Annotated in this window: 17 protein-coding genes; 9 read left to right on the top strand and 8 right to left on the bottom strand. The window is 61.1% G+C overall.

The window, feature by feature from the left end; all coding sequences use genetic code 11:
• Positions 1–8 precede the first annotated feature (8 nt).
• From B9A23_RS05630 to B9A23_RS05615, 4 genes are all read right to left on the bottom strand, one after another.
• The gene (locus B9A23_RS05630) at positions 9–2,174 is read right to left on the bottom strand and encodes a TonB-dependent siderophore receptor (RefSeq protein ID WP_084277847.1); all 2,166 of its coding nucleotides are present in this window, start codon (positions 2,172–2,174) and stop codon (positions 9–11) included.
• 587 nt (positions 2,175–2,761) lie between these two features.
• On the bottom strand, positions 2,762–3,577 hold the full coding sequence (locus tag B9A23_RS05625; protein WP_084277846.1) for a DODA-type extradiol aromatic ring-opening family dioxygenase: 816 nt from the start codon (positions 3,575–3,577) through the stop codon (positions 2,762–2,764).
• Between the two features lie 99 nt (positions 3,578–3,676).
• On the bottom strand, positions 3,677–4,360 hold the full coding sequence (locus B9A23_RS05620) for a hypothetical protein (RefSeq protein WP_084277845.1): 684 nt from the start codon (positions 4,358–4,360) through the stop codon (positions 3,677–3,679).
• 132 nt (positions 4,361–4,492) lie between these two features.
• Positions 4,493–6,595, bottom strand: coding sequence for a malate synthase G (locus B9A23_RS05615; RefSeq protein ID WP_084277844.1), 2,103 nt, complete (start codon positions 6,593–6,595; stop codon positions 4,493–4,495).
• Positions 6,596–6,689: 94 nt separating this feature from the next.
• Between B9A23_RS05615 and B9A23_RS05610 the strand changes: the two genes are divergently transcribed.
• On the top strand, positions 6,690–7,580 hold the full coding sequence (locus B9A23_RS05610; RefSeq protein ID WP_084277843.1) for a LysR family transcriptional regulator: 891 nt from the start codon (positions 6,690–6,692) through the stop codon (positions 7,578–7,580).
• A 117-nt stretch (positions 7,581–7,697) separates the two neighbouring features.
• Complete coding sequence (locus tag B9A23_RS05605) at positions 7,698–8,879, top strand: aminotransferase (protein ID WP_084277842.1); 1,182 nt, start codon at positions 7,698–7,700, stop codon at positions 8,877–8,879.
• Here B9A23_RS05605 and B9A23_RS05600 read toward each other — a convergent pair.
• Positions 8,876–10,600: an SLC13 family permease gene (locus B9A23_RS05600; RefSeq protein ID WP_254895007.1), complete on the bottom strand. Its 1,725-nt coding sequence runs from the start codon at positions 10,598–10,600 to the stop codon at positions 8,876–8,878. The two genes, B9A23_RS05605 and B9A23_RS05600, sit on opposite strands and share 4 nt — an antisense overlap.
• A gap of 83 nt (positions 10,601–10,683) precedes the next feature.
• Positions 10,684–11,289: a hypothetical protein gene (locus tag B9A23_RS05595; RefSeq protein WP_084277840.1), complete on the bottom strand. Its 606-nt coding sequence runs from the start codon at positions 11,287–11,289 to the stop codon at positions 10,684–10,686.
• A gap of 507 nt (positions 11,290–11,796) precedes the next feature.
• Here B9A23_RS05595 and B9A23_RS05590 point away from each other — a divergent pair.
• Together B9A23_RS05590 and B9A23_RS05585 are read left to right on the top strand one after the other, a co-directional pair.
• Positions 11,797–12,411, top strand: coding sequence for an OB-fold-containig protein (locus B9A23_RS05590; RefSeq protein WP_084277839.1), 615 nt, complete (start codon positions 11,797–11,799; stop codon positions 12,409–12,411).
• A gap of 35 nt (positions 12,412–12,446) precedes the next feature.
• Positions 12,447–14,120 carry a flotillin family protein gene (locus tag B9A23_RS05585; RefSeq protein WP_084277838.1) on the top strand — a complete coding sequence of 558 codons (1,674 nt, stop codon included), beginning with the start codon at positions 12,447–12,449 and terminating at the stop codon, positions 14,118–14,120.
• Positions 14,121–14,602: 482 nt separating this feature from the next.
• Here B9A23_RS05585 and B9A23_RS05580 read toward each other — a convergent pair whose 3' ends face one another.
• Positions 14,603–15,808, bottom strand: coding sequence for an MFS transporter (locus tag B9A23_RS05580; RefSeq protein WP_084277928.1), 1,206 nt, complete (start codon positions 15,806–15,808; stop codon positions 14,603–14,605).
• Here B9A23_RS05580 and B9A23_RS05575 point away from each other — a divergent pair.
• From B9A23_RS05575 to B9A23_RS05560, 4 genes are all read left to right on the top strand, one after another.
• Positions 15,780–16,835, top strand: coding sequence for a LysR family transcriptional regulator (locus B9A23_RS05575; protein WP_217806585.1), 1,056 nt, complete (start codon positions 15,780–15,782; stop codon positions 16,833–16,835). The genes B9A23_RS05580 and B9A23_RS05575 overlap by 29 nt on opposite strands.
• A gap of 294 nt (positions 16,836–17,129) precedes the next feature.
• On the top strand, positions 17,130–19,142 hold the full coding sequence (locus B9A23_RS05570; protein WP_254895006.1) for a DUF3857 domain-containing protein: 2,013 nt from the start codon (positions 17,130–17,132) through the stop codon (positions 19,140–19,142).
• A gap of 145 nt (positions 19,143–19,287) precedes the next feature.
• Positions 19,288–20,484 carry a DUF2254 domain-containing protein gene (locus tag B9A23_RS05565; RefSeq protein WP_084277837.1) on the top strand — a complete coding sequence of 399 codons (1,197 nt, stop codon included), beginning with the start codon at positions 19,288–19,290 and terminating at the stop codon, positions 20,482–20,484.
• A 27-nt stretch (positions 20,485–20,511) separates the two neighbouring features.
• A complete protein-coding gene (locus B9A23_RS05560; protein ID WP_084277836.1) occupies positions 20,512–21,798 on the top strand; it encodes a cation:proton antiporter in 1,287 nt (428 codons plus the stop codon).
• Here the strand turns inward: B9A23_RS05560 and B9A23_RS05555 are convergent.
• On the bottom strand, positions 21,795–22,685 hold the full coding sequence (locus B9A23_RS05555; protein ID WP_084277835.1) for a hypothetical protein: 891 nt from the start codon (positions 22,683–22,685) through the stop codon (positions 21,795–21,797). The two genes, B9A23_RS05560 and B9A23_RS05555, sit on opposite strands and share 4 nt — an antisense overlap.
• Positions 22,686–22,743: 58 nt before the next feature.
• Between B9A23_RS05555 and B9A23_RS05550 the strand changes: the two genes are divergently transcribed.
• Positions 22,744–24,078 carry an SLC13 family permease gene (locus tag B9A23_RS05550; protein WP_084277834.1) on the top strand — a complete coding sequence of 445 codons (1,335 nt, stop codon included), beginning with the start codon at positions 22,744–22,746 and terminating at the stop codon, positions 24,076–24,078.
• Position 24,079: the final 1 nt, after the last annotated feature.

Raw genomic sequence — 24,079 nt, 5'->3', positions numbered from 1 at the left:
CCCCGTTGTCAGAACGAGAACGTGGCGCGCACGTTGAACGCGCGTGGTGCACCCGGAGCGATCCAGAACCGTGAATACGACGCAGCATAGTACTGCTTGTCGAACAGGTTCGTCACGTCGGCGTTGATCTTGACGTTGTCTGCCGGTGAATAACTGGCGGTCAGACGACCGAGCACGTAACCCGGAAGCTCGAATGCCGTTGCCGTCTCACCGAGCCGCTTGCCCACGTAGTTCAGCCCAGCGCCAAAAGTGAAGCGCTGCCCGCCAATCAGGAAGCCCTTGTTGACGAACACGTTGGCCGAGTGTTTCGGAACATTGATCAGGCGGTCGCCCGGATTGATCGTCAGGCCAAAGTCCTTGTCTGCCGAAGCGGTCGTCCAGAAGGCATCGATGTAGGCATAGGATGCGAGGATCGACAGGTCGCCTGGCAGGTTGGCGCTGAAATCGAATTCAAGCCCGCGCGACTTGGCCGCACCGCCCGCGATCGAGAACCCGGCATGATCGGGGTTGGGGTCTGCCGTCAGGACGTTGTTCTTCTTCATCTCGAAGACTGCAACCGATGCCGTTATCGCATCGCCGGGTGCCGCGAACCTCATGCCCACTTCGTAGGACTTGCTCAATTCCGCCGGGAAGGCATTGGCGAAGAAGTCGGTACCGCTGTTCGGACGGAAGCCTTCGCCGTAACCGCCGTAGATCGAGAAATCCTCGGTCACCTTGTAGAGCGCGCCGGCCGTGGGGCTGAACTGCTTTACCGTGGCGCTGAACGGCCGATTGTTTGCGCGGTTGAGGATGTCCTGCTGGAAGTGGTCGAAACGGCCACCGACGCGCACCTTCAGGGCTTCGGTCAGGTCGATCTGGTCCTGGAAGTAGATGCCGTAGGCCTTCTGCACTTCATCGGTATTGACGGTGACGGCGGTGGGCGCCGGCAACTGGCCGTAAACCGGGTCGAAGACATTGATGACGTTGTTTGCCGCGGTGAAAGGCCGACCTGGGGTGTAGGAGGGTGGGCGATAGCGTGACTGGAACAGATCGATATGAAAGCGATCCCAGTCTGCGCCGACAAGCACGTGATGCGTAATCGAACCAGTATACAGCTTGCCCGAAAGTTCTCCGCGAACCGAGGTGTTGGTCGTTTCGTAATCACGCAGGATCCGCTGGCGGGTCAAATTGGTGGCGTCGTTGTCGAACGCCTGGCGTCCCAGTGCCAATTCCGCTTGCGTGCCGAAACCGTAAAAGCTCGTATCGCGGTAACCGAAGCCGGCAAGGAAGAACCAGTCCTTGGAAAGCTTCTGCTGGAACTGCAACTGATGACCAAGCACCTTAACGTGAATGTTGCCGTCGCCGGGCTCGCCCAAGAAGCGCGAGTTCGGAATGATGCCGAGGGTGCCGTCCTGCTTGGCAAGAACGCCGCGATCGAACGGCACCTTGTTGTCGACGAACTCCATCTCGTAGCTGAAGCTCGTGCTGTCGGTCGGCTTGAACAGGATTGAAGGCGATGCAACGTACTTTGTCTGGTGCACCGTATCGCGGAAGCTATCACCGTCCTGCGCCGCACCATTGAGGCGAATGGCCAGGGTATCGGTCAAGGCAAGGTTGTAGTCACCCTCGACACGGTAATTGTTCCAGCTGCCGCCCTGAACGGCGAACGAGCCGAAGGTTTCGTCGGTACGGGCCTTCTTGGTGATGATGTTGACCGTACCACCGGGCTCGCCGCGGCCGAACACGGCGCCGTTCGGACCCTTCAGGATCTCGATCCGCTCGATGTTCGAAGCATCGCGCGGGCCACCATAACCGCGGCCACCGTTGAAACCGTTGACGAGGAAGCCCGAAGGGAAGTTTTCATCACCGGCAAAGCCTCGAACGGCAAAGGCATCCCAAAGCCCGCCGAAGTTGTTCTGCTTGGCAATGCCACTGGTCAATTCCAGGGCGGAATCGAAGCGCGTGATGTTGAGGTCCTGCAAGACCTTGGCGTCCAGCACCTGGACGCTCTGCGGGATTGAGGCGAGCGGTACGTCGCCGCGATACTGCTGACGCTGTCCGATGACCACCATTTCGTCGGCCGGAGCCGCTTCTTCCTCTGCGGGGGCCTGGCTTTGCGCCTGGGCCGTGATCGGCATCGCTCCCATGGCCACGCTGGCAATAAGCGCGCCTCTAATGGCGGACATTCTCTTCATCGCAACTTCACCCCTCGTCTATGATGCGTGTCTCCGCTCCCACCCGGACCATGTAACAATGTTACATAGCCTGCAAGCGAAACCGTCGGTTCGAACCGTCCTGCGTCTTTGTTGTTATGCATCCAGCTTATGCCTGTGCAGACGAATCTTTGGTCGAAAGGGCGCGCGGCAACGAACGATTATTGTGAAAATGAGATGACACCGATGCCTTTGTGCCGTGGTGCCGGTCTGGCGCGCTTGCCCAGGCACCGGAAATTAGGCGGTGCGGACAAGGTCAGTCCCGCAAAGACCTGCACTCGGTAGCTTCTGCCGAACATTCAGCATCGGCAGGATCATCCAGCGACAGGCATGACTTTGCATGCTGACCAGCACCACTGGGGCGAACGACGGCTATCGCGAGATGCGCTGCTGCGGATATGCTAGCTGCACCGTATAAGGGCACCATCACGCGAATAAAGATGGTTTGTTTCCCCGGGGAAACACTCCATATGGGTTAGCAATGGCCTCTGCCGGTCATTCCGGACGAGCAGGCGCCTGCTAAAAATACCGCTTGGCGATCCTTCAACAAGGTAACAGTCTTAGATCACTTATCCAAAACGGAAGCTGGTGACCGCGAGTCCGCCGAAGAAGTCATCCTGATGGAATTGCACGCTGCACGGACTTTCTCCGGCAGCGCCTGCAACGACCATCAGCGGAAGAAGATGTTCTGGCCGTGGATGAACCTGAAAGGCCGCTGGCGCCTCGGCCCACTGTTCGAGGGCATTCCTGCGTTCTGCCGAGCCGACGCCATCCAGATTCTCGCGCAGCCAGCGATCGAAGGCATGCGAAGCCGCCTGTCCGCTGGCGCCGAATGCGCGCAGGTTGTGATACGACAATCCCGATCCGAGGATCAGCACACCTTCGTCACGCAACGGTTCAAGCAGGCGCCCCATTGCGATATGGGCGGCAGCATCGAAGCTGGTCAGCACCGATAGCTGGACGATCGGCAGATCGGCTTGTGGCCGGATCGGCTGCATCATCGAGAAAGTGCCATGATCGAAACCGCGCTCGAGGTCCTCGCGGCAATCTAGCCCGCCTGCGCGCAACAGTGTGCTTATCCGCGCCGCAAGCTCTGGGCTGCCCGGCGCGGCATAGCGGATATGATATGTATGCTCGGGAAAACCGAAGTAGTCATAGAGCATTGGCGGCTGCGGGTGAGCCGAAACATGCGGCACCGGCTCCTCCCAGTGCGCGGAAACGACGAGGATCGCCTTGGGCATGATATCGCCAAGCGAGGGCAGGACGGACTGCAACGAAGCCTCGAGCCGGTCGTAACCGCGCCGCATCGGGCCATCCATCCACGGCCAGGGGCCCCCGCCGTGGTTGAGAAAGAACGTGGGCAGACGGGCATTGGCGTGGGTCAAGCGATCATTCCTTGGGCGGTCGGCGCTCCGAAGATGGGGCGTCGGCGCACAAGGTGCAAGCTTGGGTGCCTGCGTGCCAGCGTTCCCGCCTCGCTCAAGCTACTGGCGGTCTAGCGAGACAAGTTCGTAGCGTTCGCCGATGGCAGGTAACACGGTCAGCAGGGGCAGGCAGTCGACCGGGTCGATCCAGAAGTCGGTATGATGCGGGACCTTGTCGCTCCAGCGGATGGTATAGTGCAGCGCGTCGAATGTGCCGGCGGCAACGTCGATCCGGCCCGGCCCCACGAAACACACCTCGGGCTCCACCAGCATTACCGAGAGATCCTCGTCGCCAAGATGCGCCATGGAATTGGCGGCGCAAAGCACGCTCCTGGCCGATCCTGGCACATCCGTTCCGCGGACCATGGCGGTGATCGCGTCTCCGGCAAGCGGATGTGTCCCGAGAAACTCCACGCGCCGATCCGCTTCGATCCGTCGCGATATCCGCCCGGCGGTTTGCGTCATGCCTTCGCATTCCACAGTATTGCCATTGATGGCATACCAGCATGACCCGATCGTCTTCCCGTCGCGGATATTCCGGACGAACCCTTCTTTGGGATGCCAGCGCTGATCCACAGCCCAGCTGGCTTCGCGCAGCAGCCCTGCATCGTCCATCTCGCACAGCGCGCGCAAGGAACGGCCATGAGCGTGGACCGCGCCCGAGAAATGTTCCCGGCCCCACTCCTTGCCCGCCGCATTGATGTACGCGATCTGGCCAGAATAGTGTCGGTAGGGCGATGCCATGGTTGAATGATTCCCGGGGTTTGCGAATGTCCGCGCACCCTAGGTCGGCCTGCAAGCACCTATCGCTGCGCCGTGGGAATCCTCCAGCTATCGGATAGGCACCTGCAGCGCCTTGTCACGTGCCGTGGCTCGTTACCGCGTCGCCTTCACCTTCTGCCTGAACTTGTGAAGCAGCGGTTCGGTGTAGCCGCTGGGTTGCTCCACACCCTCGAACACCAGCGCCCGCGCCGCCTGAAAGGCCAGGCTGCCCTGCGGATTGCCCGCCATCGGCTGGTACATGGGATCACCTGCGTTCTGCGCATCGACCTTGGCGGCCATGCGCAGCAGCGCTTCATCGACCTGCTCGGCCGTGACCACACCATGCAGCAGCCAGTTGGCAATGTGCTGGCTGGAGATGCGCAGGGTGGCGCGGTCTTCCATCAGGCCGACGTCGTTGATGTCGGGCACCTTAGAACAGCCGACACCCTGATCGACCCAGCGTACGACGTAGCCGAGGATGCCTTGCGCGTTGTTGTCAATCTCCTCGCGCACTTCGGCCTCCGACCAGTTCTTGCCGGCAGCCACCGGAATGGTCAGCAGCGCATCGAGGCTGGCGATGCCTTCGGCACGGCGCTCTTCCTGCCGGGAGAAGACATCGACCTTGTGATAGTGCGTCGCGTGGAGAGTGGCCGCCGTGGGCGACGGCACCCACGCGGTGTTGGCCCCGGTTTTGGGATGGCCGATCTTCTGCGCCAGCATTTCGGCCATGCGATCGGGCATTGCCCACATGCCCTTGCCGATCTGCGACTTGCCCGAAAGCCCGCAGGCAAGGCCGATCTGGACATTGCGATCTTCATAGGCGGAGATCCACGCGCTGGTCTTCATGTCGCCCTTGCGCAGCATGGGCCCCGCCTGCATCGAGGTGTGCATTTCATCGCCGGTGCGATCGAGGAAGCCGGTGTTGATGAACATCACGCGGTCCTTCACCGCATGGATGCATGCGGCAAGGTTGGCGCTGGTGCGGCGCTCTTCGTCCATCACCCCGATCTTCAGGGTGTGGCGATCAAGGCCCAGCAGGTCCTCCACCGCATCGAACAGATCGTTGGCGAATGCGCATTCTTCAGGCCCATGCATCTTGGGCTTGACGATATAGACTGAACCCGACCGGCTGTTCTGCAATCCGCCAGTGCGCTTAAGGTCGTGAAGGGCGATCAGGCTGGTGACGATGCCATCGAGAATGCCTTCTGGCGCTTCGCTGCCATCGGGCAGGAGCACGGCGGGGTTGGTCATCAGATGGCCAACGTTGCGCACCAGCAGGAGCGAGCGGCCCGGCAGGGTGAGTTCGCTACCATCCGGCGCGACATAGCTGCGATCAGGGTTGAGGCGGCGGGTCATCATCTGGCCGCCCTTCTCGAAGGTATCCTCGAGACTGCCCTGCATGAGCCCAAGCCAGTTCGCATAGGCAGCGACCTTGTCCTCGGCATCGACGGCGGCGACGGAATCCTCAAGATCGCAGATCGCGGTGATGGCCGCTTCGAGCACGACATCGGCGATATGGGCGGGATCGTCGCGCCCGATGGGATGGGCTGCATCGATCACGACTTCGATATGCAGGCCATTGTGGGCAAACAGCAGGTTGTCCCCTGCCCGGCCGACCAGCTGGCTGCTATCCTTCAGCGCCGGCTCACCACCGGTCCAGTCGGCCCATGAGCCGGAAGCGAGCGGAACGGCTTCATCAAGAAACGCCTTGGCCCATGCGATGACCTGCGCGCCGCGCGCGGCGTCATAGCCCTTGCCCTGAGCCGCGCCGGGGATGGCATCGGTGCCATAGAGCGCATCATAGAGGCTGCCCCAGCGTGCATTGGCAGCGTTGAGCAGGAACCGGGCGTTCAGGATCGGCACGACCAGCTGCGGCCCGGCAACTTGCGCCAGTTCGCGGTCGACGTTCCTTGGGGCGACCGTGAAGGTTTCAGGTTCGGGCACGAGATAGCCGATCTCGCGCAGAAAAGTCTTGTAGGCGGCGAGATCCTGCGGCTGGCCGGCCCGTTCCTTGTGCCAGGCATCGATCTGTGCCTGCAGGTCCTCGCGCTTTGCCAGAAGTTCCCGGTTGCGCGGGGCAAAGCGGGCAAACACATCGGCGGCGCCAGTCCAGAACTGTTGGGCCGCAAGCCCGGTGCCCGGCAGCGCCCGCTGCTCGACGAATTCGGCAAGGACACCTGCAACCTTCAAACCTGCGCGATCCACGTAACCGTTCATCGAGACTCTCCTGCTTGTGCGGGAGGGTCTACCGCGCGCCTCCAACATGCGGTAGCAGGAAAGAATTCAATACAGCTTTTCCTTCAGGTTTATAATGTTCGACCCAGACTATGACCTTTTCCTGAGCATCGTCGCAGCCGGATCGATCTCGGCTGCGGCTCGCGAGCGGGGACTTTCAACGGCGGCCCTGTCCAAGCGGCTGGTGCGCCTGGAAGAGCGACTTTGCGTGCGGCTGATCAACCGCACGACCCGTCGGCTGACGCTGACACCGGCTGGGCGTGACCTGCACGAAGCGCTTCTGCCGCTGCGCAGCACGCTGCAGGCGGCCGAGGAGCGGATCAGCGGACGGCATGCGCTGCTGGGCGGCCCGTTGCGGATTGCAGCGCCTACGTCATTCGGACGCATGCACGTGGTTCCTTGCCTGCCGGGCTTCATGAACGATCATCCCGATGTCGCCCTGTCGCTTGATCTGTCGGACGAGTTCGTCGATTTGCTTGACGGATCGTGCGATCTGGCAATCCGTATCGGGGCGCAGATCGGAGCAGGCCTTGTCGGCCAGCGCCTTGGTACGAGCCATCGCGTGTTGTGTGCCGCACCCACGTACATTGCCCTGTTCGGCGCGCCTGCCACCTTGCCAGACCTCAGGCAGCATCGCATCCTCGCCACCTCGGCCCAGTTGCCCTGGCAGCTTGACGGGCCGAACGGCAGCGTCATCTACAATGGGCAGAGCCATGTCGGCACCAATTCCAGCGAAGTCGTGCGCGAACTGGCGATTGCGGGGTGCGGGATCGCGCTGCGATCGCTGTGGGACGTAAGCGACGAACTGAGGCAGGGCAAACTGGTGCGCGTGCTCCCCGATTTTCAGGGTTCGCACGACGTCGGAATTTTCGCGGTTCATGCGCCCGCACCGGCAATCCCGGCAAGGTTGTCAGCATTCGTGCGGCATCTCGAAGTTCATCTTCGACAAGGCGGCGCTTTGGCATGACCGGCAAGAGATCGCCCATCCTGCGCAAGCCTGGGCGGCTGGAAGCAAAACGCTCCGGGGCAAAGGGCGGCAGCGTGACATTGCCGGGCATCGCTTCCTGAGGCCAGGAAGAAGCCCATGATCACGGATCCCACCGCCCGGCTTCACCCGATCTATGCCCAGATGCCGGTGACCATTTTCGAGGAAATGTCGAGCCTGGCGCGCCAGACCGGCGCGATAAACCTTGGCCAGGGCTTTCCCGATGGCCCCCCGCCTTCGGCCTTGGTCGATGCGCTTGCCGAAGCGAGCCGCAAGGGATCGCACCAGTATCCGCCAATGGCCGGGCTGCGCGACCTGCGAGAAGCGGTGTCTGCGTTCTACGCGAGGACGCAAGGTCTGGAGGTTGCTCCCGACGGCGTCATCATAACGTCCGGTGCGACCGAAGCCGTGGCCGCTGCGGTTTTTGCAGTGATCAGGCCGGGTGACGAGGTATTGCTCTTTTCGCCCGCCTACGATGCCTATGCGCCTCTCGTTCGCCGAGCCGGAGGAACACCCGTGTTCGTTGCCTTGCAGCCACCGCGCTGGGCCCTTGACCGTGCGGCAATCGAGGCCACAATCACGCCGCGGACCAGGGCGATCGTGTTCAACGATCCCCTCAATCCCACAGGCGCCGTCGCCTCTCTCGCTGACCTTGCGATGCTGGCGCAGATTTGCGTCGCCCATGATCTGTTCGTCATCTGCGACGAGGTTTGGGAAAATGTGCGTTTTGATGGCCGGGCCCATGCGTCGCTTCTGGCACAGCAGGGGATGGCACGGCGTGCGGTCAAGATCGGGTCGGCCGGCAAGATCTTCGGCGCAACCGGCTGGAAGGTAGGCTGGTTGGTGGCCGATCCCGCCATCGCCGCAGTCCTTGGCCGCGCGCACCAGTTCCTCACCTTCACGACGGCACCGATGCTGCAATCAGCCGTGGCACATGGATTGCAGCAACCGGACGTTGCACTCGATTGCACTGCCGACTGGGCCGAGAGCCGCAAGGTTCTGCTCGATGCCCTGTCGGAAAGGTCTTTTGCCGTACTTCCTTCCCAGGCCACCTGGTTTGCCTGCATCGATCTGCGGGCAAGCGGGATCGATCTTGACGATCGCGTCTTCGCCCTGCGCGCCGTCGAGGAAGCGAAGGTCGCCTCGATCCCTCTTTCGGCGTTGTGGGAAGGGCCGGATGCGCCTGTGCACATTGCGCGGCTGTGCCACTGCAAGCCGGCGAAAATGCTGATCGAGGCGGCAGATAGGCTCGCCAGATGGCGCGATGCGCTTCGCAGTTAAAGCGGCCAAGCCCACAAGATGATCGGCGTCCCCAGGCAGATGACCAGCAGCGAAAGCGGTGCGCCGAGGCGGGCATAGTCCCCGAAGCGGTAGCCGCCCGGACCCAGCACCAGTGTGTTGCACTGGTGGCCGATGGGCGTCAGGAAATCGCACCCGGCGCCAACCGCCGTCGCGATCAGGAAGGCTTCGGGCCGATAGTGCAACTGCTCGGCGAAGACTGCGGCAATCGGGGCCATGACCAGAACCGTCGCGGCATTGTTCAGAAACGGCGTCACGGCCATTGCCGCCACAAGGATCAGGGCGACTGCACCCCAAGTGGGTAACTGAACGGCAAGATCGGCCAAAAGCCTTGCGATGACATCTGAAGCACCGGTCGTCTGCAACGATTCACTCACCGGGATCAGCGCTGCAAGCATAATCAGAATTGGCCATTCCACGGCGCGATAGGCTTCCTCTGCCGGCAGTGCGCCCGTGATGACGGTAAGGCTGGCAGCGGCGAAGAAGGCAAGCGCGGCCGGCATTACGCCGCTTCCTGCCCCAGCCATGGCAGCCGCAAGTATGATCAGTGGCAGCCAGCGTGACTTGCGCGAACCGAGGCCGATCTTGCGTTCGGCCAGCGGCAGGACGCCCATTTCCGATAGTCGCGCAGGCATTGAGGCGATCGGCCCTTGCAGGACGATGACATCGCCGGCCTGGAGCAGGGTATTGCCGGGCTTGCTGGCAATAGTCGCGCCTTCGCGCGAGATCGCGATGAGGTTTATGCCCAGCCGGTCCCGCATCTGCATGCGGCGGGCGGTACGGCCAATCAGCGCGGAATCGGCATGGATCACGGCCTCGATGACACCAAGGCCGTCGGCGCCCTTGCCCTCGTCCTCGCGGTCGCCACCGGCAAGAACCAGACGATCCGCACCGACCACGCGTTCAAGCACGTTGGGCTCGCCACTGAGGATCAGGACATCACCTTCCTCGATGCAAATATCCGCCGACACTGCGCCCCGCATGTCACCGCGCACCAGTCCGGTCACGCCGACGTCGCCATCGTGTCGCTCGATGAAGGCGGCAACCGTCGTTCCGGCGGCGGGGGAGCCTTCGCTGACCTTGGCCTCGATCACATAGGCGGAAATGTTGATCGCCTCGTCCATTCCTTGCGCGGCGTTGCGGTCGGTCGGCAGAAGACGCCAGCCAACGCTGAGGAAGACCAGCCCCATCGCCAGCAAGGCCAGACCGGTGGGCAGGTAATCGAACATGCGGAAGGGCTCGCCGGTCATTTCCTCGCGAACGCGGCTGACGATGATGTTGGGCGATGTGCCTATCAGGGTGGTCAGGCCGCCGAGCAGCGAGGCAAACGCCATCGGCATCAGATAGAGCGAAGGCGACGCATTTTGCTTGCGCGCCATCTGCACGGCTCCGGGCATGAGCATAGCAAGGGCACCGACGTTCTTGATGAAGCCTGATGACAGCCCGACCGCCGCCGAAAGCACGAGCATCTGCCGCTGCGGCTTCTTGATACGCTGAGCAAGCGATTGCAACATTCGCTCGATCACGCCCGACCGCTGGACCGCAGCCGAGAGCACTAGAGCCGAACCGACGATCACCACGATGTCGTCAGAAAAGCCGGTGAAAGCGGATTTGGCGGGCACGACACCGATGGCAATCGCTGCCAGCAGAGCGATCCCCGCAGTTACGTCATATCGGAAGCGGCCCCAAAGAAACAGGGCCATCATCCCCCCGAGAGTGGCTATCGATAGCCATTGGGCTTGTGTCATTGCCGTTCAGAATGAACGGCACCGCCGCCAGGTTCCCTTCAAGCGAAGCGTAACTCACCCTGCCGGGGGGGCTGCCGCACTGATCGCTTCGCTGGCGGGGCAGCCGGCCGCTTGGCCAGCAGGCAGCGCGACGCGCCCTGGAGCACGTAGACGGCGTGACGCTGGCCGCCACGGTTCTCATGATCCACGGCATAGCCCTTGTAGTAGCGGCGCAGCAGGCCAGCGCCGACGAGTTCCGACACGGCGCGGCTGAGGTTGGTCTTGCCCGAGGCACGCACCCTCGCGCGGACCTCGGCTTCAATGGCACTGGCGGCGTCAGCCGGATCTTCGGGCATGGTACCCTCGAGGATGAGGTCAGACCGGACCCGTTCAGCCAGAGCGCTGCGGCGAGGATCGCGGTTGCCCATGGGGGCCAGACTGTCGCACAGCCAGTCCCGCAAGGTCACCATCCCGGCCCCGCGCCGCACGAAGGGGCCCGCCTCGCCCGCAGTGTCAGCCACTTCGGCAATGAGGCTTAGCAGCATGAAAGCGTAGCGCGGCCGCGAGCTGACCTGGGCCAGCATGTCCAGCAAGACCGACACATCGGATCGGGCCGATGGGGATGTTCCGGCATCTTGCGGCTGAAAGGCGTTGGTGTGGAACATTACGTGATTCAACAAAGCACATAACAGGATTCTTGTGAATCCCCCATGCGACCGCCCGACCCGATAACTGCACATTTGTCCCCTGTGACACTTTGTCCGAGGGCAAAGTGTCACGATTGATCTTCTCCTACAAAATTCGACGACCGGGATTGGCAGCTTGCGACATTGCGCTGGGACAGGCTGAGATTGAGATCTACTCAACCTAGAATTGGGATCGTGAGCGCTCCACGCCCAAACGGTAGAAATATATCACTTTAACCCCGAACGTTGATCCGTCGGCGGACATCCCACGCCTCTCAGCCCGCTGGCGCATGACTGTGCGCCAAAGCGCCAATCTGTGGCGATCGGCTCGCACCTGCTCACGATGGTCGTGAACGCAGAGTTACCCAATTTCGCGCCCCCCCTGACTCTTCCGATCCGGCAAAAAATCAGAGCTGTCCATGTCCGATTCCGCTTGCGCCGCTCGCCGTGGTTGCCATGATCCGAGGCCTGTAGGGGAGTTCTGCGATGGGCGGGCTGCTAGCCCCCGAAAATCTGCCGTTTGCAGTTGCGCTGGCCCTGCTGGCGCTGCTGGTGATAGTGCAAATTACGGGAGTATCGGATTTTCTGGGCGACGCCGATGGGCACGACGCCGACCTTGATGCGGGGTCAGTGCTGGCCAGCGTGACCGGGTTGGGCACACTGCCGTTCGTGGTGTGGCTCTCGTTCTTTCTTGCGACCTTCGGACTCGTCGGCTTGTCGCTGCAGGAGCTGGTGACCTCGTTCTTCGGCGCGCCGTTCGGCCCTGGCGCAGCGACCGCGATGGGGCTGCTGGCTGCCTGGCCAGTGAATGCCGTCATTACTCGGCTGGTAGGGCGTGTCTGGCCGCATGACGAAACCACCGCCGTACCGGTCGACGCCCTGCTCGGGCGCAAGGGCACAATCCAGATCGGGCGCGCCATGCGTGGCAGCGCGGCGCGGGCGCAGGTGCGAGACATTCACGGACAGGTCCATCTCGTCATGGTCGAACCCCACGAAGACACAGCCACCTTGGCCGAAGGCTGTGAGGTCCTGCTCGTCCATCGCGAAGGCGAGACCTTTTACGCGATTGCGGTCGATGGCCCGCTGCGCCTTGCAAACTGAACTTACACCGGATTTCTTCCTCCTCGGAGACTGACATGAACCAGCTTGTTCCCATCGGCATCTATGCGGGCACTGGCCTTGCGCTCCTGCTGGTGATCGCCTTCACCTTGACCCGGCTCTATCGCCGAGCGACCAAGGAAGTGGGTTTCGTGCGAACCGGCTTCGGCGGAGAGAAGGTGGTAATCAACGGTGGCGCACTGGTGCTACCGGTGCTGCACGAGACGATGCCGGTGAACATGAACACCGTGCGCCTTGCCGTGGAGCGCAAGAACACAGACGCGCTAATCACGCTCGACCGCTTGCGGATCGACGTGAAGGCCGAATTCTACGTGCGCGTGCGGCCGGATGCCGGAGCCATCGCCATGGCCGCGCAGACGCTGGGCATGCGCACTATGCAGCCCGAAGCGCTGAAGGATCTGGTCGAGGGCAAGTTCGTCGACGCACTGCGCTCGGTCGCGGCCGGCATGACGATGAACCAGCTGCACGAACAGCGCGCCGACTTCGTGCAGAAGGTACAACAGGTATCCTCGAACGACCTTGCAATGAATGGGCTCGAACTTGAATCGGTCTCGCTGACCGGGCTTGACCAGACCAGCATCGAGCACTTCAACGCTAACAATGCCTTCGACGCCGAGGGCCTGACGAAGCTGACTGAGCAGATCGAACTGCGCAAGAAGGCGCGCAACGACATCGAGCAGGACACGCGCGTGCAGATCGAGCTGAAGAATCTCGAGGCCGAGCAGCAGTCGCTTAAGATCAAGCGCGACAACGAATTTGCCCGGCTGGAGCAGGAGCGTGAGATCGAGATGCGGCGCGCCGAGCAGGCGGCGGAAGTGGCGCGCGAACAGTCGCTTCGCAATCAGGAAGCGGAAGCTGCACGGATCGAGGCCAAGAAGCTGGTCGACAGCCAGCAGATCGAGGCCGACCGCGCGGTGCAACAGGCGCGCATTGCGCAACAGCAGGCGATCGAGATCGCACGGCAGGAACAGCAGATCGCGATCCAGAACAAGAGCCGCCAGGAAAGCCAGGCCAAGGCCGAGGCCGACGAGGCGCGCGCCAAGGCGGTCGCTGCCGAGGAACAGGTGACGACCTCGCGCGAAACCGAGGTTGCCGAGCGCGGCAAGCGCATCGAACTTATCGAAGCTTCCAAGGCGGCCGAGCGTGACGCGATCCGGGTGAAGGTGGAAGCCGAAGCCGAGAAGGCCGCCGCCGCCAACCGTGCCGAAGCCGCGCGGCTTGAAGCAGAAGGCGAGGCCGAGGCGGAAAAATTACGCTCGGAAGCCGCGCGAGTGCGATTCGAAGTGGAAGCAGCGGGCCAGCGCGCGATCAACGAAGCGGCGAACCTGCTCTCGTCCGACCAGATCTCGTTGCAGACCAAGGTGGCGCTGCTCAAAGTATTACCCGAACTGGTGCGCGAGTCGGCAAAGCCTCTCGAAGCGATCGATTCGATCAAGATTGTCCAAGTCGATGGGCTGACGCGCTCGTCGAGCGGTTCGGGTGGCAACGGGGAGGCCGCATCGAATGGCAACCTTGCCAGCGATGCTTTGACCGCCGCGCTGAGCTATCGCGCGCAGGCGCCAATCATCGATGGCTTGATGAGGGAACTGGGGCTGGACGGCGGCTCGCTGGAGGGGCTGGTCAAGGCAGCACCGATTGTACCCGCCGCAGCAGGCCAGCAGGCGGCGGTAGATCCGGAGGGGGATGGCTGACCCCCTCATCGCCTAAGCGTCGAAATCTTCGATGGATTTTACGGCACCGTCGTAGAGGCCGGCTTTCACATCATGACAGCCCAAATCAAGACGTCATTGGATTTCGTTGCCGCGCCCTCGGTCAGGACTTTGCAATCAAAGCCCCTTCCTTGGTCAATTCTCAGCGCTACTTAACACACTATCAGCATTTCGATCTGGCTTGCGTACCTGCTGATCTCCGACAACCTCAATCTGCTGCTCCGCATACGCGTAAAATTGAGGGCGTGAGGCCTACAGGCCTGCTCTGACCCTCCCTCGTTTCAAGTCCACGCTGTCATGATTTGGGCTGTTCTCGAAGCGAAGCGATACAGCCCATGAGCACACGTTTCCTTCGTTATGGAGATCACCGAAGGTTCTTTGTCAGCATTGCAATCGAGCGATGAGCCACTGTCCATCGTTCGATTTCCCGTACCGCGTAATCACACAATCAAGTTATGCTAAGGTCACACAAACCCACCGCATACGTCCACGCCATTATTGCGGCAGCGGTGGGCGCGATCTTCAATCGCGCCGCTGCAGCGGGTCAAGATGATGCCGAAGGCGACGATAGCGGCCCCAACAAATGGCGTTGCCCGCAACCCCAATTCCTCGACCACGAGGCCCCCAACCCATGCCCCGATCGCAATGCCAAGGTTGAACGCACCGATGTTGAGCCCTGAGGCGACATCCACAGCCTTGGGAGCAACATCGCGCGCGATCTCGACAACGTAGGACTGCAGCGGTGGCACGTTGCCGAAGGCGAAGCCACCCCAGAACAGGCTCACTGCGACCGCTGCCAATGCCGATGCAAGGCCAAGACCAAGAAGCAGCAGTGATAAGGCAAGGCCTGCAAAAATGATCGTCAGGGCCGCGACAGGACCGATACGGTCGGACAGCTTTCCGCCCACTATGTTTCCGACCGCGACCGACATGCCGTAGAGAAGGATCACTAGACTGACGGCCCCCGCACCAAGGCCGGTCACGTCGGTCAGCATCGGCGTGAGATACGTGAAGGCAATGAAGTTGCCGCCATAGCCGACCGCAGTGATCAGATAGACCAGCAGCAAGCGAGGGGCCGTGAGGACCTGTGCCTGCTGACGCAAGGTCGCAGGCTCGTCCAGTGCTAGGTCAGACGGAACGAGCAGAGCGCTCGACGCGAGGCCGATCAAGGCAAGCGCTACGACGCCCAGAAAGGTAGATTGCCAACCGAATGTCTGACCGATCCACGTACCCAAGGGCACGCCAGTGACCAAGGCGACGGTCAGTCCGAGGAAGACGATCGCAATGGCCGATGAGGCTTTCTCGGGCCGGACGAGCCTGGTCGCGATCGTGGATGCGATTGCGAAGAACACACCATGCGCAAGACCGGTGATGAAGCGAGCGGCGATAAGCGCGTAGTAACCCGGCGCAAGGGCAGCAAAGAGATTGCCGATCGTGAACAGGACCAACAGCGAAAGCAGCAAAGTCTTGCGTGGCATCTTGCCGGTCAGGGCCGTGAGGACGGGCGCACCAATCGTGACGCCAAGCGCATAGAGGCTGACCAGTAGTCCGGCAGATGGAAGGGAAACGCCAAGATCGGCTGCAATTGTGGGAATCAGACCCACGATGACGAATTCGGTTGTACCGACCGCAAAGGCGCTGATGGTCAGCGCCCACAATGCAAGCGGCATCGCGTTCTTACCTGAAAACATGATTATGGCTCCACTGCGATCCGGCAGGATCGAGAACATGGAACCGGATCTAGTTTCGATGCATTGCTGCAAAAAGCGCATCGAGAGCACTGGACCATTGCCAATATCGCATGAATTGCCAGATCTTAAAGAACTGGCTGCATTTGTCGCCGTTTCAGAAGACGGTGGCTTTGCCGAGGCGGGACGCCGGCTGGATGTAGCGCCTTCATCGCTCAGCCGTGCCGTTGCCAAGCTTGAGGCACGGCTGTCGTTCAGGCTTTTGAGAAGAACGACGCGCCGGGTCGTGCTTACGGAGGAAGGAGCGACAGTTCTGGCTCGGGCCAGAGCGATCCTCAGCAGCACGGAGCAGCTTCTGGATCAACGATCCGCGGCAAGGGCGCCTGCCGGCATAGTCAGGGTAAACGCGCCGGTGCCATTCATGCTGCATGTACTGATTCCACGGATGCCGGAATTTCATCTTCGCTATCCTGCTATCGAGCTCACGCTCGACATGACCGACAACGTGGTTGACCTGATCGGCGCTCATGCCGACATCGCGATCCGATTTGGTGACCTCCCCGATTCCGAGCTACGCCATCGTAAACTTGGTGAGGCGGCCTGGCGCCTGATAACAGCGCCATCGCGGATCGCGGAGGATGGTCAGCCGCGCACGATCGACGAATTGGCGACTCGTCAGCAAGTGCGATACGTGAATCCCTCGCGGAATAATGACTGGTGGTTCAGGGGGCGAGTCAAAGCAATGCGCCCGCCCGCCGCAGTACATGCCGAGAACGGAGAAGCAGTGCGCGCGCTGGTGCTGGCAGGATGCGGATACCAGCAATTTTCCGATTACATGATCGATGATGATATTGCAGCGGGTCGTGCTGTTTCTCTGTTCTCCGAAGCACTGACCACGCCCCCTCTCCCGGTTCATGCGGTCTATTCAGAACCGGCGGCCAACCTAAAACGCCTTGAGGTGTTCCTCGATTTCCTGACCGAAATATGTGCCTCAAAATTGACGGGCTGAGGCATATAAAGGCTTTTGCGATTAGCGGGCACATGTCCAGAAGATCACCAATCGACCCCAAAGGACGCCTGATGACGAAAAATACAATGTAAACCGTTTTTGTGTCCGCAGGTGTGCCCAATGGCCAAGAAACTACACATGAATAGCCTTCGCCAATGCGGGGCTTTGCGATTTTGGTCGCATGAAAGATCTGCTGAAAAAAACGATCTGCTTGCGCTTCAAGTTGCGGGCGACATGATGGCCGTACTTTTTAAAAGGGGGGGAACCTTGCGCCTAACCAATTCTGCATATCTGTTGGCCTTGCTTGCAAGTGCAGAGGCGCAGGCAAGTGCTGACCAGATTCTTCAGTCGCCACCGCCGAAATGGGTCACGCAATCCGAGCCGCTGGACGTACCATCCGATGCCCGCGGCGCATCGTTTATCCGGCGACAGGATGTTGAAGTTCATCTCGATGGCAAGGGGCAGCTCGTCTACACCGGCTATCGGATCAAGATACTGCATCCCAATGCGCTGGAGGCTGGAAATCTCTCGCTTGCCTGGAACCCCGCTTCAGGCGCACCCACGGTCCATGCGATAAATGTCTATCGTGACGGCCAGCTGATTGACGTGCTGCGCAAAGTTTCGTTCGAGGTGCTGCGCCGCGAAGATCAGCTCGAAGCCTCGCGGATCGATGGCATCCTGACGGCTGTGTTGCGCGTGCCCGACTTGCGCGTGGGCGACGAGCTTGAATTTGCTGCTACCATGCGCACGACCGACCCGACATTGGGCAAGGATGATGCAGGATTGCTGTTTCTTGGCGGTCAGCCCGGGCCCGGCCGTTATCATTTGATGCTTAGTTGGGAGAATGAGGCGAAACCGAACCTCAAAATGACGCCCGAAATGGCTGCTGTGGCAGAACAACACGGCAATCAGTTGCACTTCCGGTTTGACAATCCATCGACGATCGCGCCACCGAAGGATGCTCCGCCGCGTTATCAGTGGCAACGCGTGATCGAGTACAGCAGCTTTCCCGACTGGCAAGCACTGTCGCGTCGCTTCGCATCGATCTTCGCCAATTCCTCCCGCTTGTCCTCCAATTCAACCGTAAAGGCCGAAGCAGCGCGCATCGCCGCGGCTCATGCTGATCCATTCGAGCGCGCCGCTGCTGCCTTGAAACTCGTCCAACATGATGTGCGCTACATTTACGTTGGACTCAACGGAGGCAATCTTACGCCGGCTTCCGCCGAAGCGACCTGGCAACAACGCTATGGTGACTGCAAGGCAAAGACCGCGCTTCTCCTTGCCATGCTGAACGAATTCGAGATTGAGGCAGAAGCTGTTCTGGTGAACAACGGCGGTGCCGACGACGGGTTGGATGCTCGCCTGCCGAGCGCCCGAATGTTCGATCACGTCCTTGTCCGCGCAGTGATTGGTGGAAAGGCCTATTGGCTCGATGGCACGTTGCCACCGGTCGTTCCGCCCGGCAAGGATCCGATCATGCCCTACCAATGGGTGCTCCCGCTTTCGGCGACCGGTAAAACGCTCGAGCAATTGCCTTGGAAGCCCCAGGCGCGGCCCGACGAAGTGACATTGTTCGAGATCGATGCCCGGGATGGCTTCGACAAGCCAGCCCGCATCACGAATACGACCATCAAGCGCGGCATCGAGGGGCTCAAGCAGCAATTCCAGTTCTCAGCGCTGACGCCAGACCAATTGCTGACTGCATTCCAGCAGAACGCGATAGGCGATACCTGGCAGTCTATCGACGCGGTTGAATGGCGTTATGACCAGAAGACGCAGGCCAGCGTACTGTCGGTGAAGGGTTCGGGCACGGTCGACTGGAGCGATGATGGCGATGGCATGCGATCCCTTGCGTTGCCCGGCGGTGGCTTCAATCCGCCGGAAAAGCGCGTCCGTCCCGCGGATCAGGACCAGGATCTGCCGTTCTACAAGAAGCCCGAGTTCGATTGCCGCGCTACTTCGGTGCGCCTGCCGCTTAACACCAGATCCGAACACTGGACACACAAAGACGACATCGACACCAGCATCTTCGGAAGGACATATTACCGCGCTTTCGATGTCCGTGATGGCACCTTGCGAATGGTACGTGGTGCAAGAGTTGAAAAACCGGAACTTCCTGCAGCAGACGCGCGGCGCGACAACACGCGCATTGCAAAGTTCGATAACAGCATGGCGTGGATCACGTACGACCCTGCCGGAAAAGGTGCCGGGACGAAGGCCGCAATACCGGTGCCCGCGACCTACGAGATCGACTGGACTGCCGATGGCGTACCGTGCTTGCCCGCCGATATGCTATCGGTAAGGTGAGGACGCCCGATGACGGCCGCCGCATCAGTGCGGCGGCAAATGCGGAACGATGGGTTCCGCCACCAATTCTCTATCGTGAGCAGGCTCGCGATGGGGGTGGTTCTTGAAGAAATGGCATTGGGCATTGCGCATTCTCACAAAGCGAATGTGGTTTCGGGCCGGTCTGTTCTGCTTGTTCGCAATAGGCCTTGCCTTGGCCAGCGCATTCATCGGCCATGCCATCTCGTACGAGTTCGCAACCAAGGTCGGCGCCCGGTCGGTCGACAGCATACTGAATGTGCTCGCCTCAAGCATGCTGGCGGTGACGACATTCTCATTGACGGCCATGGTCTCGGCTTATTCAGGGGCAACGAGCAACATAACCCCGCGCGCAGTCCAGTTGCTGGTCGAGGATACGACCGCACAGAATGCTCTGGCAACCTTCCTCGGCAGCTTCCTGTTCGCCATCGTCGGCATTATCGCTCTGTCCACGGGTTTTTACGGGGAAAGCGGTCGCGTCATCCTGCTTGGCGGAACCATCCTAGTCATTGCCAGCATCGTCATAACTTTTCTGCGCTGGATCGAACACATCACGCGCTTCGGGCGGGTAAACGACACTATCGCCAGGGTCGAAATGGCTGCGGCAAAAGCAGCGCAAGCGGTGGGAAGGCCCCTACGCTTCGGGCCGCGCCAGCGCCGCAGTGTCCCGGATGGTGCAACCCTGATCCATCTCGAGGACATCGGCCGCATCACCCACGTCGACATCGCCCTGCTACAGGAAGTGGCCGACGACCTCGATTGCCAGATCGTGCTGTCAGCGTTGCCCGGGGTCATGGCCGATCCTGCGCGTATGGTGGCATGGAGCAATACCCAAATAGACGCCAAGCAGATCGAGAGGCTACAGTCGGCATTTACCGTTGCACCCGATCGCGCATTCGACAACGATCCGCGCTTCGGTCTTGTCGTCCTTTCGGAAATCGCCTCGAGAGCCCTGTCACCGGCCGTCAACGACCCAGGTACCGCCATTTCGGTGATAGAAGCCGGCACGCGGGTACTGTCCTCGATGCTGGCAATACAGGAGAAAAACGCAGATGACGACACAGGCAGGGTGATTGTTCCCTCGCCCAGTTTTCCCGAACTTCTCGAGGATTTCTATCGCCCTATCGCGCGCGATGGTGCCGGACTGATCGAGGTAGCGATAAGGTTGCAGAAGTCGCTTGCCGCCCTTGCAGAGGCGGATCCTGCGGCACGTGGGGATTGCGCCAACGCAGCTGCCGACGCGATGACCCGCGCAAGAGCCGCGATGACCGCAGAGGCAGACCGAGCGCTTCTGGACCGGATACACCGTCGCTATTGGCCATGACGGAGCGGCAGGACAGGAGTCAGACGAGTGATCGGTAGCTTGTACCTTACGCCTTTCAACGCGGCGGCAGTGCTGATCGTGGTCGCGGCCGTGCTGGGCTATGTAAACTTCCGCTTCCTGCGCCTGCCATCATCCATCGGATTGACGGTCATGGGAGCGCTTGCTTCCTTGCTGGTCGTCGCTCTCGACGAAATCCTGCCGTCGAGTTCTGTCAGTCGCGATCTGGCAGGCTTCATTGCCAGAATCGATTTTCACGCCACCCTCATGGACGGGATGCTTTCGTTCCTTTTGTTCGCCGGGGCACTTCACGTTTCCTGGCAGCAACTGCAAAAGGGGCGCTGGGCGATCCTTGTGCTCAGTACGGTCGGCGTCGTGCTCTCAACGGCCATCGTCGGCACGGGGTTCCTTTTTCTGACAAAGACGATGGGTTATACGATACCGGCAATCTGGTGTTTCGTATTTGGCGCCCTGATCAGCCCGACCGATCCGGTTTCGGTCATGAGCGTTCTGAAACGGACCAGTGTGTCATCTCTGCTTGAAGCGACTGTTGCCGGAGAAAGCCTGTTCAACGATGGCGTGGGTGTCGTGATCTTCGCGATCCTGCTTGCCACGGCGACAAGCGGCGCTCCGCTCGATCTCGGCCACGCCGCGCTTCTGTTCGTCGAGGAAGCCGGCGGCGGTATCCTGCTCGGCTTGGTTATTGGGGGTATCGCATATCGGGCCATGCGCTCTATCGACGACTACAAGGTCGAGGTACTGATCAGCCTGGCGACCGTCATGGGCGGGTATGCCATCGCCAGCCCGCTCCATGTCAGCGGGCCTGTCGCCATGGCGGTCGCGGGCCTCATCATCGGCAACGCCGGGGTGGCCCACGCGATGAGCGATACCACGCGCGATTACCTGCACAAATTCTGGGATCTGATCGACGATATTCTCAATACCGTGCTGTTCCTGCTGATCGGGCTGGAAGTCGTGACCGTGCCGCGCGATGCTGGCCTGATCCTGCTCGGCGCAGGAGCCATAGTGCTTTCGCTGCTGGCGCGATCGTTATCGGTAATCCTTCCCCTTTCAGCGTTTGGAAAGGCCCGGGCAGCGGGTGCCATCGTGCCTGTCACGCTTATCTGGGGTGGGTTGCGCGGCGGCATTTCGGTGGCGCTTGCACTCGGCTTGCCCCACGGCAGCGAACGCGACCTGATCCTTGCGGCGACCTACGCGGTCGTCCTGTTCACCGTCATCGTACAGGGGGGAACGATCGCGGGCATCCTGCAGCGGATGGAACGATCAACGCATACCTCCCCTGGCGCGAAGGCCTAGCTGTCCCAGTCGGCAAGAGTTTCACCGCTTCCGGCATCCTCGAGGGCAATCTTGCCGAACTCGACAGCTACTGCGCAAACGGGTGGTCTGCTCGTCTGGCGCGTCACGCAGTGGACCGGCTGGCCATCGCTGAAGGTCGTGATCCGCCCCTTGATCCTGACCCGAAACGCGCGAGGTGCCAGGTCGGCATCCTTGGGAAGCTTCGCCGTGTAGGCATAGGGCCGCTTGCCGCGGAGGAGCGTGCGCGGCGCATCGGGTGAGAAATACTGCACAAGAGCGAGCGTACTTTCGGGCGTGGCTTGCTCTTGGGCAACTGATGCTGCGGTTTCCTGACTTGTCGCCTCGGGCTTTTCCTGCGTCGCCGAACTGGCTGCAGCGCGCGGACATTGCTCCGAGCGTGTCCAAGGCCGTTCGATCCAGAAGCCTTCGGCAGTCTCGTACACCTGACCTTTGGCAAGATCCGCAAAGAGTGGCACGCCTGCCCAGTTCTGCCGGTTAAAGGTTGTCCGCAGGACCTTGGTGGCAGGATCAACGCTCCACGACCCCCACCCACCGGTTACGCCATCATCGCAAGCAATAGGCATCACGAGTTCAAAGCTTCGGTTCGCCAAATCAAGATTGGCGCCAGGCAGGGCGTTTCCTGCGGCGACCTCGTCTGCCGCCGCTGCGACTGCTGCGAGGATCTCTGCCCGCCCCAGTGCCGACAGCGCCTTGACTGCCGCATTCGTTGCAGGGGGCGCAGTTTCGGTCGGCCCGGGGGTTGCCGATGCCTCAGGTGCCGGATTGGAGGGCTGGCAGCCTCCCATCGCAACGAAGGCTGCCAGCAAGACCGTCCGGCCCGAAGACCATCGGGGACGGATAGGAATTCTGGGAAGCGCCTTGATCATATCAGAAGCCTACCATCGATTGTCGGCAACGTCATCTGCCTGTAAGCATTGAAGAATAATGACGGTTGAACAGATCCTGACCCTAGTGGTCCTTGTCGGCGTCGTCGCCGCGCTGATTGCCGACCGGATGAGGGCAGATGTCGTTGCTCTGAGCGGAGCGGCGATCCTGCTGGTAACCGGAGCCGTCCGGCCCAGCGAAGTTCAGGGTGCATTCGCAAGCCCCGCTATTCTCACGCTGGCATCGCTCTTCGTCATTGCCTACGCGATGGAGCTTTCGGGCCTGCTCGACAAGGCCATTGCCAAGGCGGTCGTATTTTGCCGCAGGACCGGGGCAACGGGGCTGTGGGGCCTGATCGGCATGTCGGGCTTTGGATCGGCCTTTCTCAACAACACGCCAATCGTGGTGGTAGCCGCACCGGTGATCCGCGACGTGGCCAAGTCCATCGGGCTCGATCCTCGGCGCTTCCTGATGCCGCTATCCTACGTGGCGGTGCTTGGTGGCAGTTGCACGCTGATTGGAACATCGACGAACCTGCTGGTCGATGACATGGCCCGCTCATCCGGACAGGCGCCGTTCGGCATTTTCGAGATTACCCCAGTTGGGCTTGCCATGGCACTGGCGGGCGGGATCTATCTGGTTCTATTCACCGGCAGGCTTGTAAAGGGCGCGCCGGCAGCGCGCGAGGAGGCGGGCGAGGCAAAAGCCCGCAACGACGTCGAACGCCATTCGGTCAGCCATGTGGACCTTACAGGCGATTCCTTGCAAGACACGAAGGTCTACGCGCAGGTTCACGAATTCCGACCGAGAATGGCGCTCATTTCCGTGGCGGTCTTCGTCGGTGCCATTGTCGTCGCGGCAGTCAACCTTGTGCCGATTGCCGCAGCGGCCTTTGCCGGTGCCGTCCTGCTCATCCTGCTTCGCGTAATATCGCCCGATCAGGCCTATGCTGGCTTGCGGCCGGAAATCCTGCTGTTGATCGCGGGGATGGTCGTCATCGGCATTGCCATGGAACAGACCGGTCTTGCCGCTGAAGTCACCCGCTGGATGATAGGGTCGGTCAATGGCGTGGGTCCGCTTACAGCCCTTGTCCTGCTCTACGGCGCGACGTTGTTGCTTACCGAACTGCTGTCTAATGCGACCGTCGCTGTGCTGCTGACGCCTGTCGCAGTGGCTCTGGCCGAAAGCCTCGGGGTCAGCCCAAGACCGTTTCTTGTGACGATAATGATGGCAGCCAGCGCCGCCTTCGCCACGCCCTTCGGCTATCAGACCAATGTGCTGGTCTACCAGATGGGGGGATATCGCTACACCGATTTCGTGAAAGTGGGGCTACCGCTAAACTTGATCACCTGGGCTGTGGCAGTCGTCGCCATACATCATTTCTTTCCGTTCTGAT

It is taken from the genome of Novosphingobium sp. B1 (assembly GCF_900176395.1).
GTDB lineage: Bacteria > Pseudomonadota > Alphaproteobacteria > Sphingomonadales > Sphingomonadaceae > Novosphingobium.
Note: the sequence above shows the minus strand (reverse complement) of the source record. Positions and strands in the feature narration are given on the sequence as shown.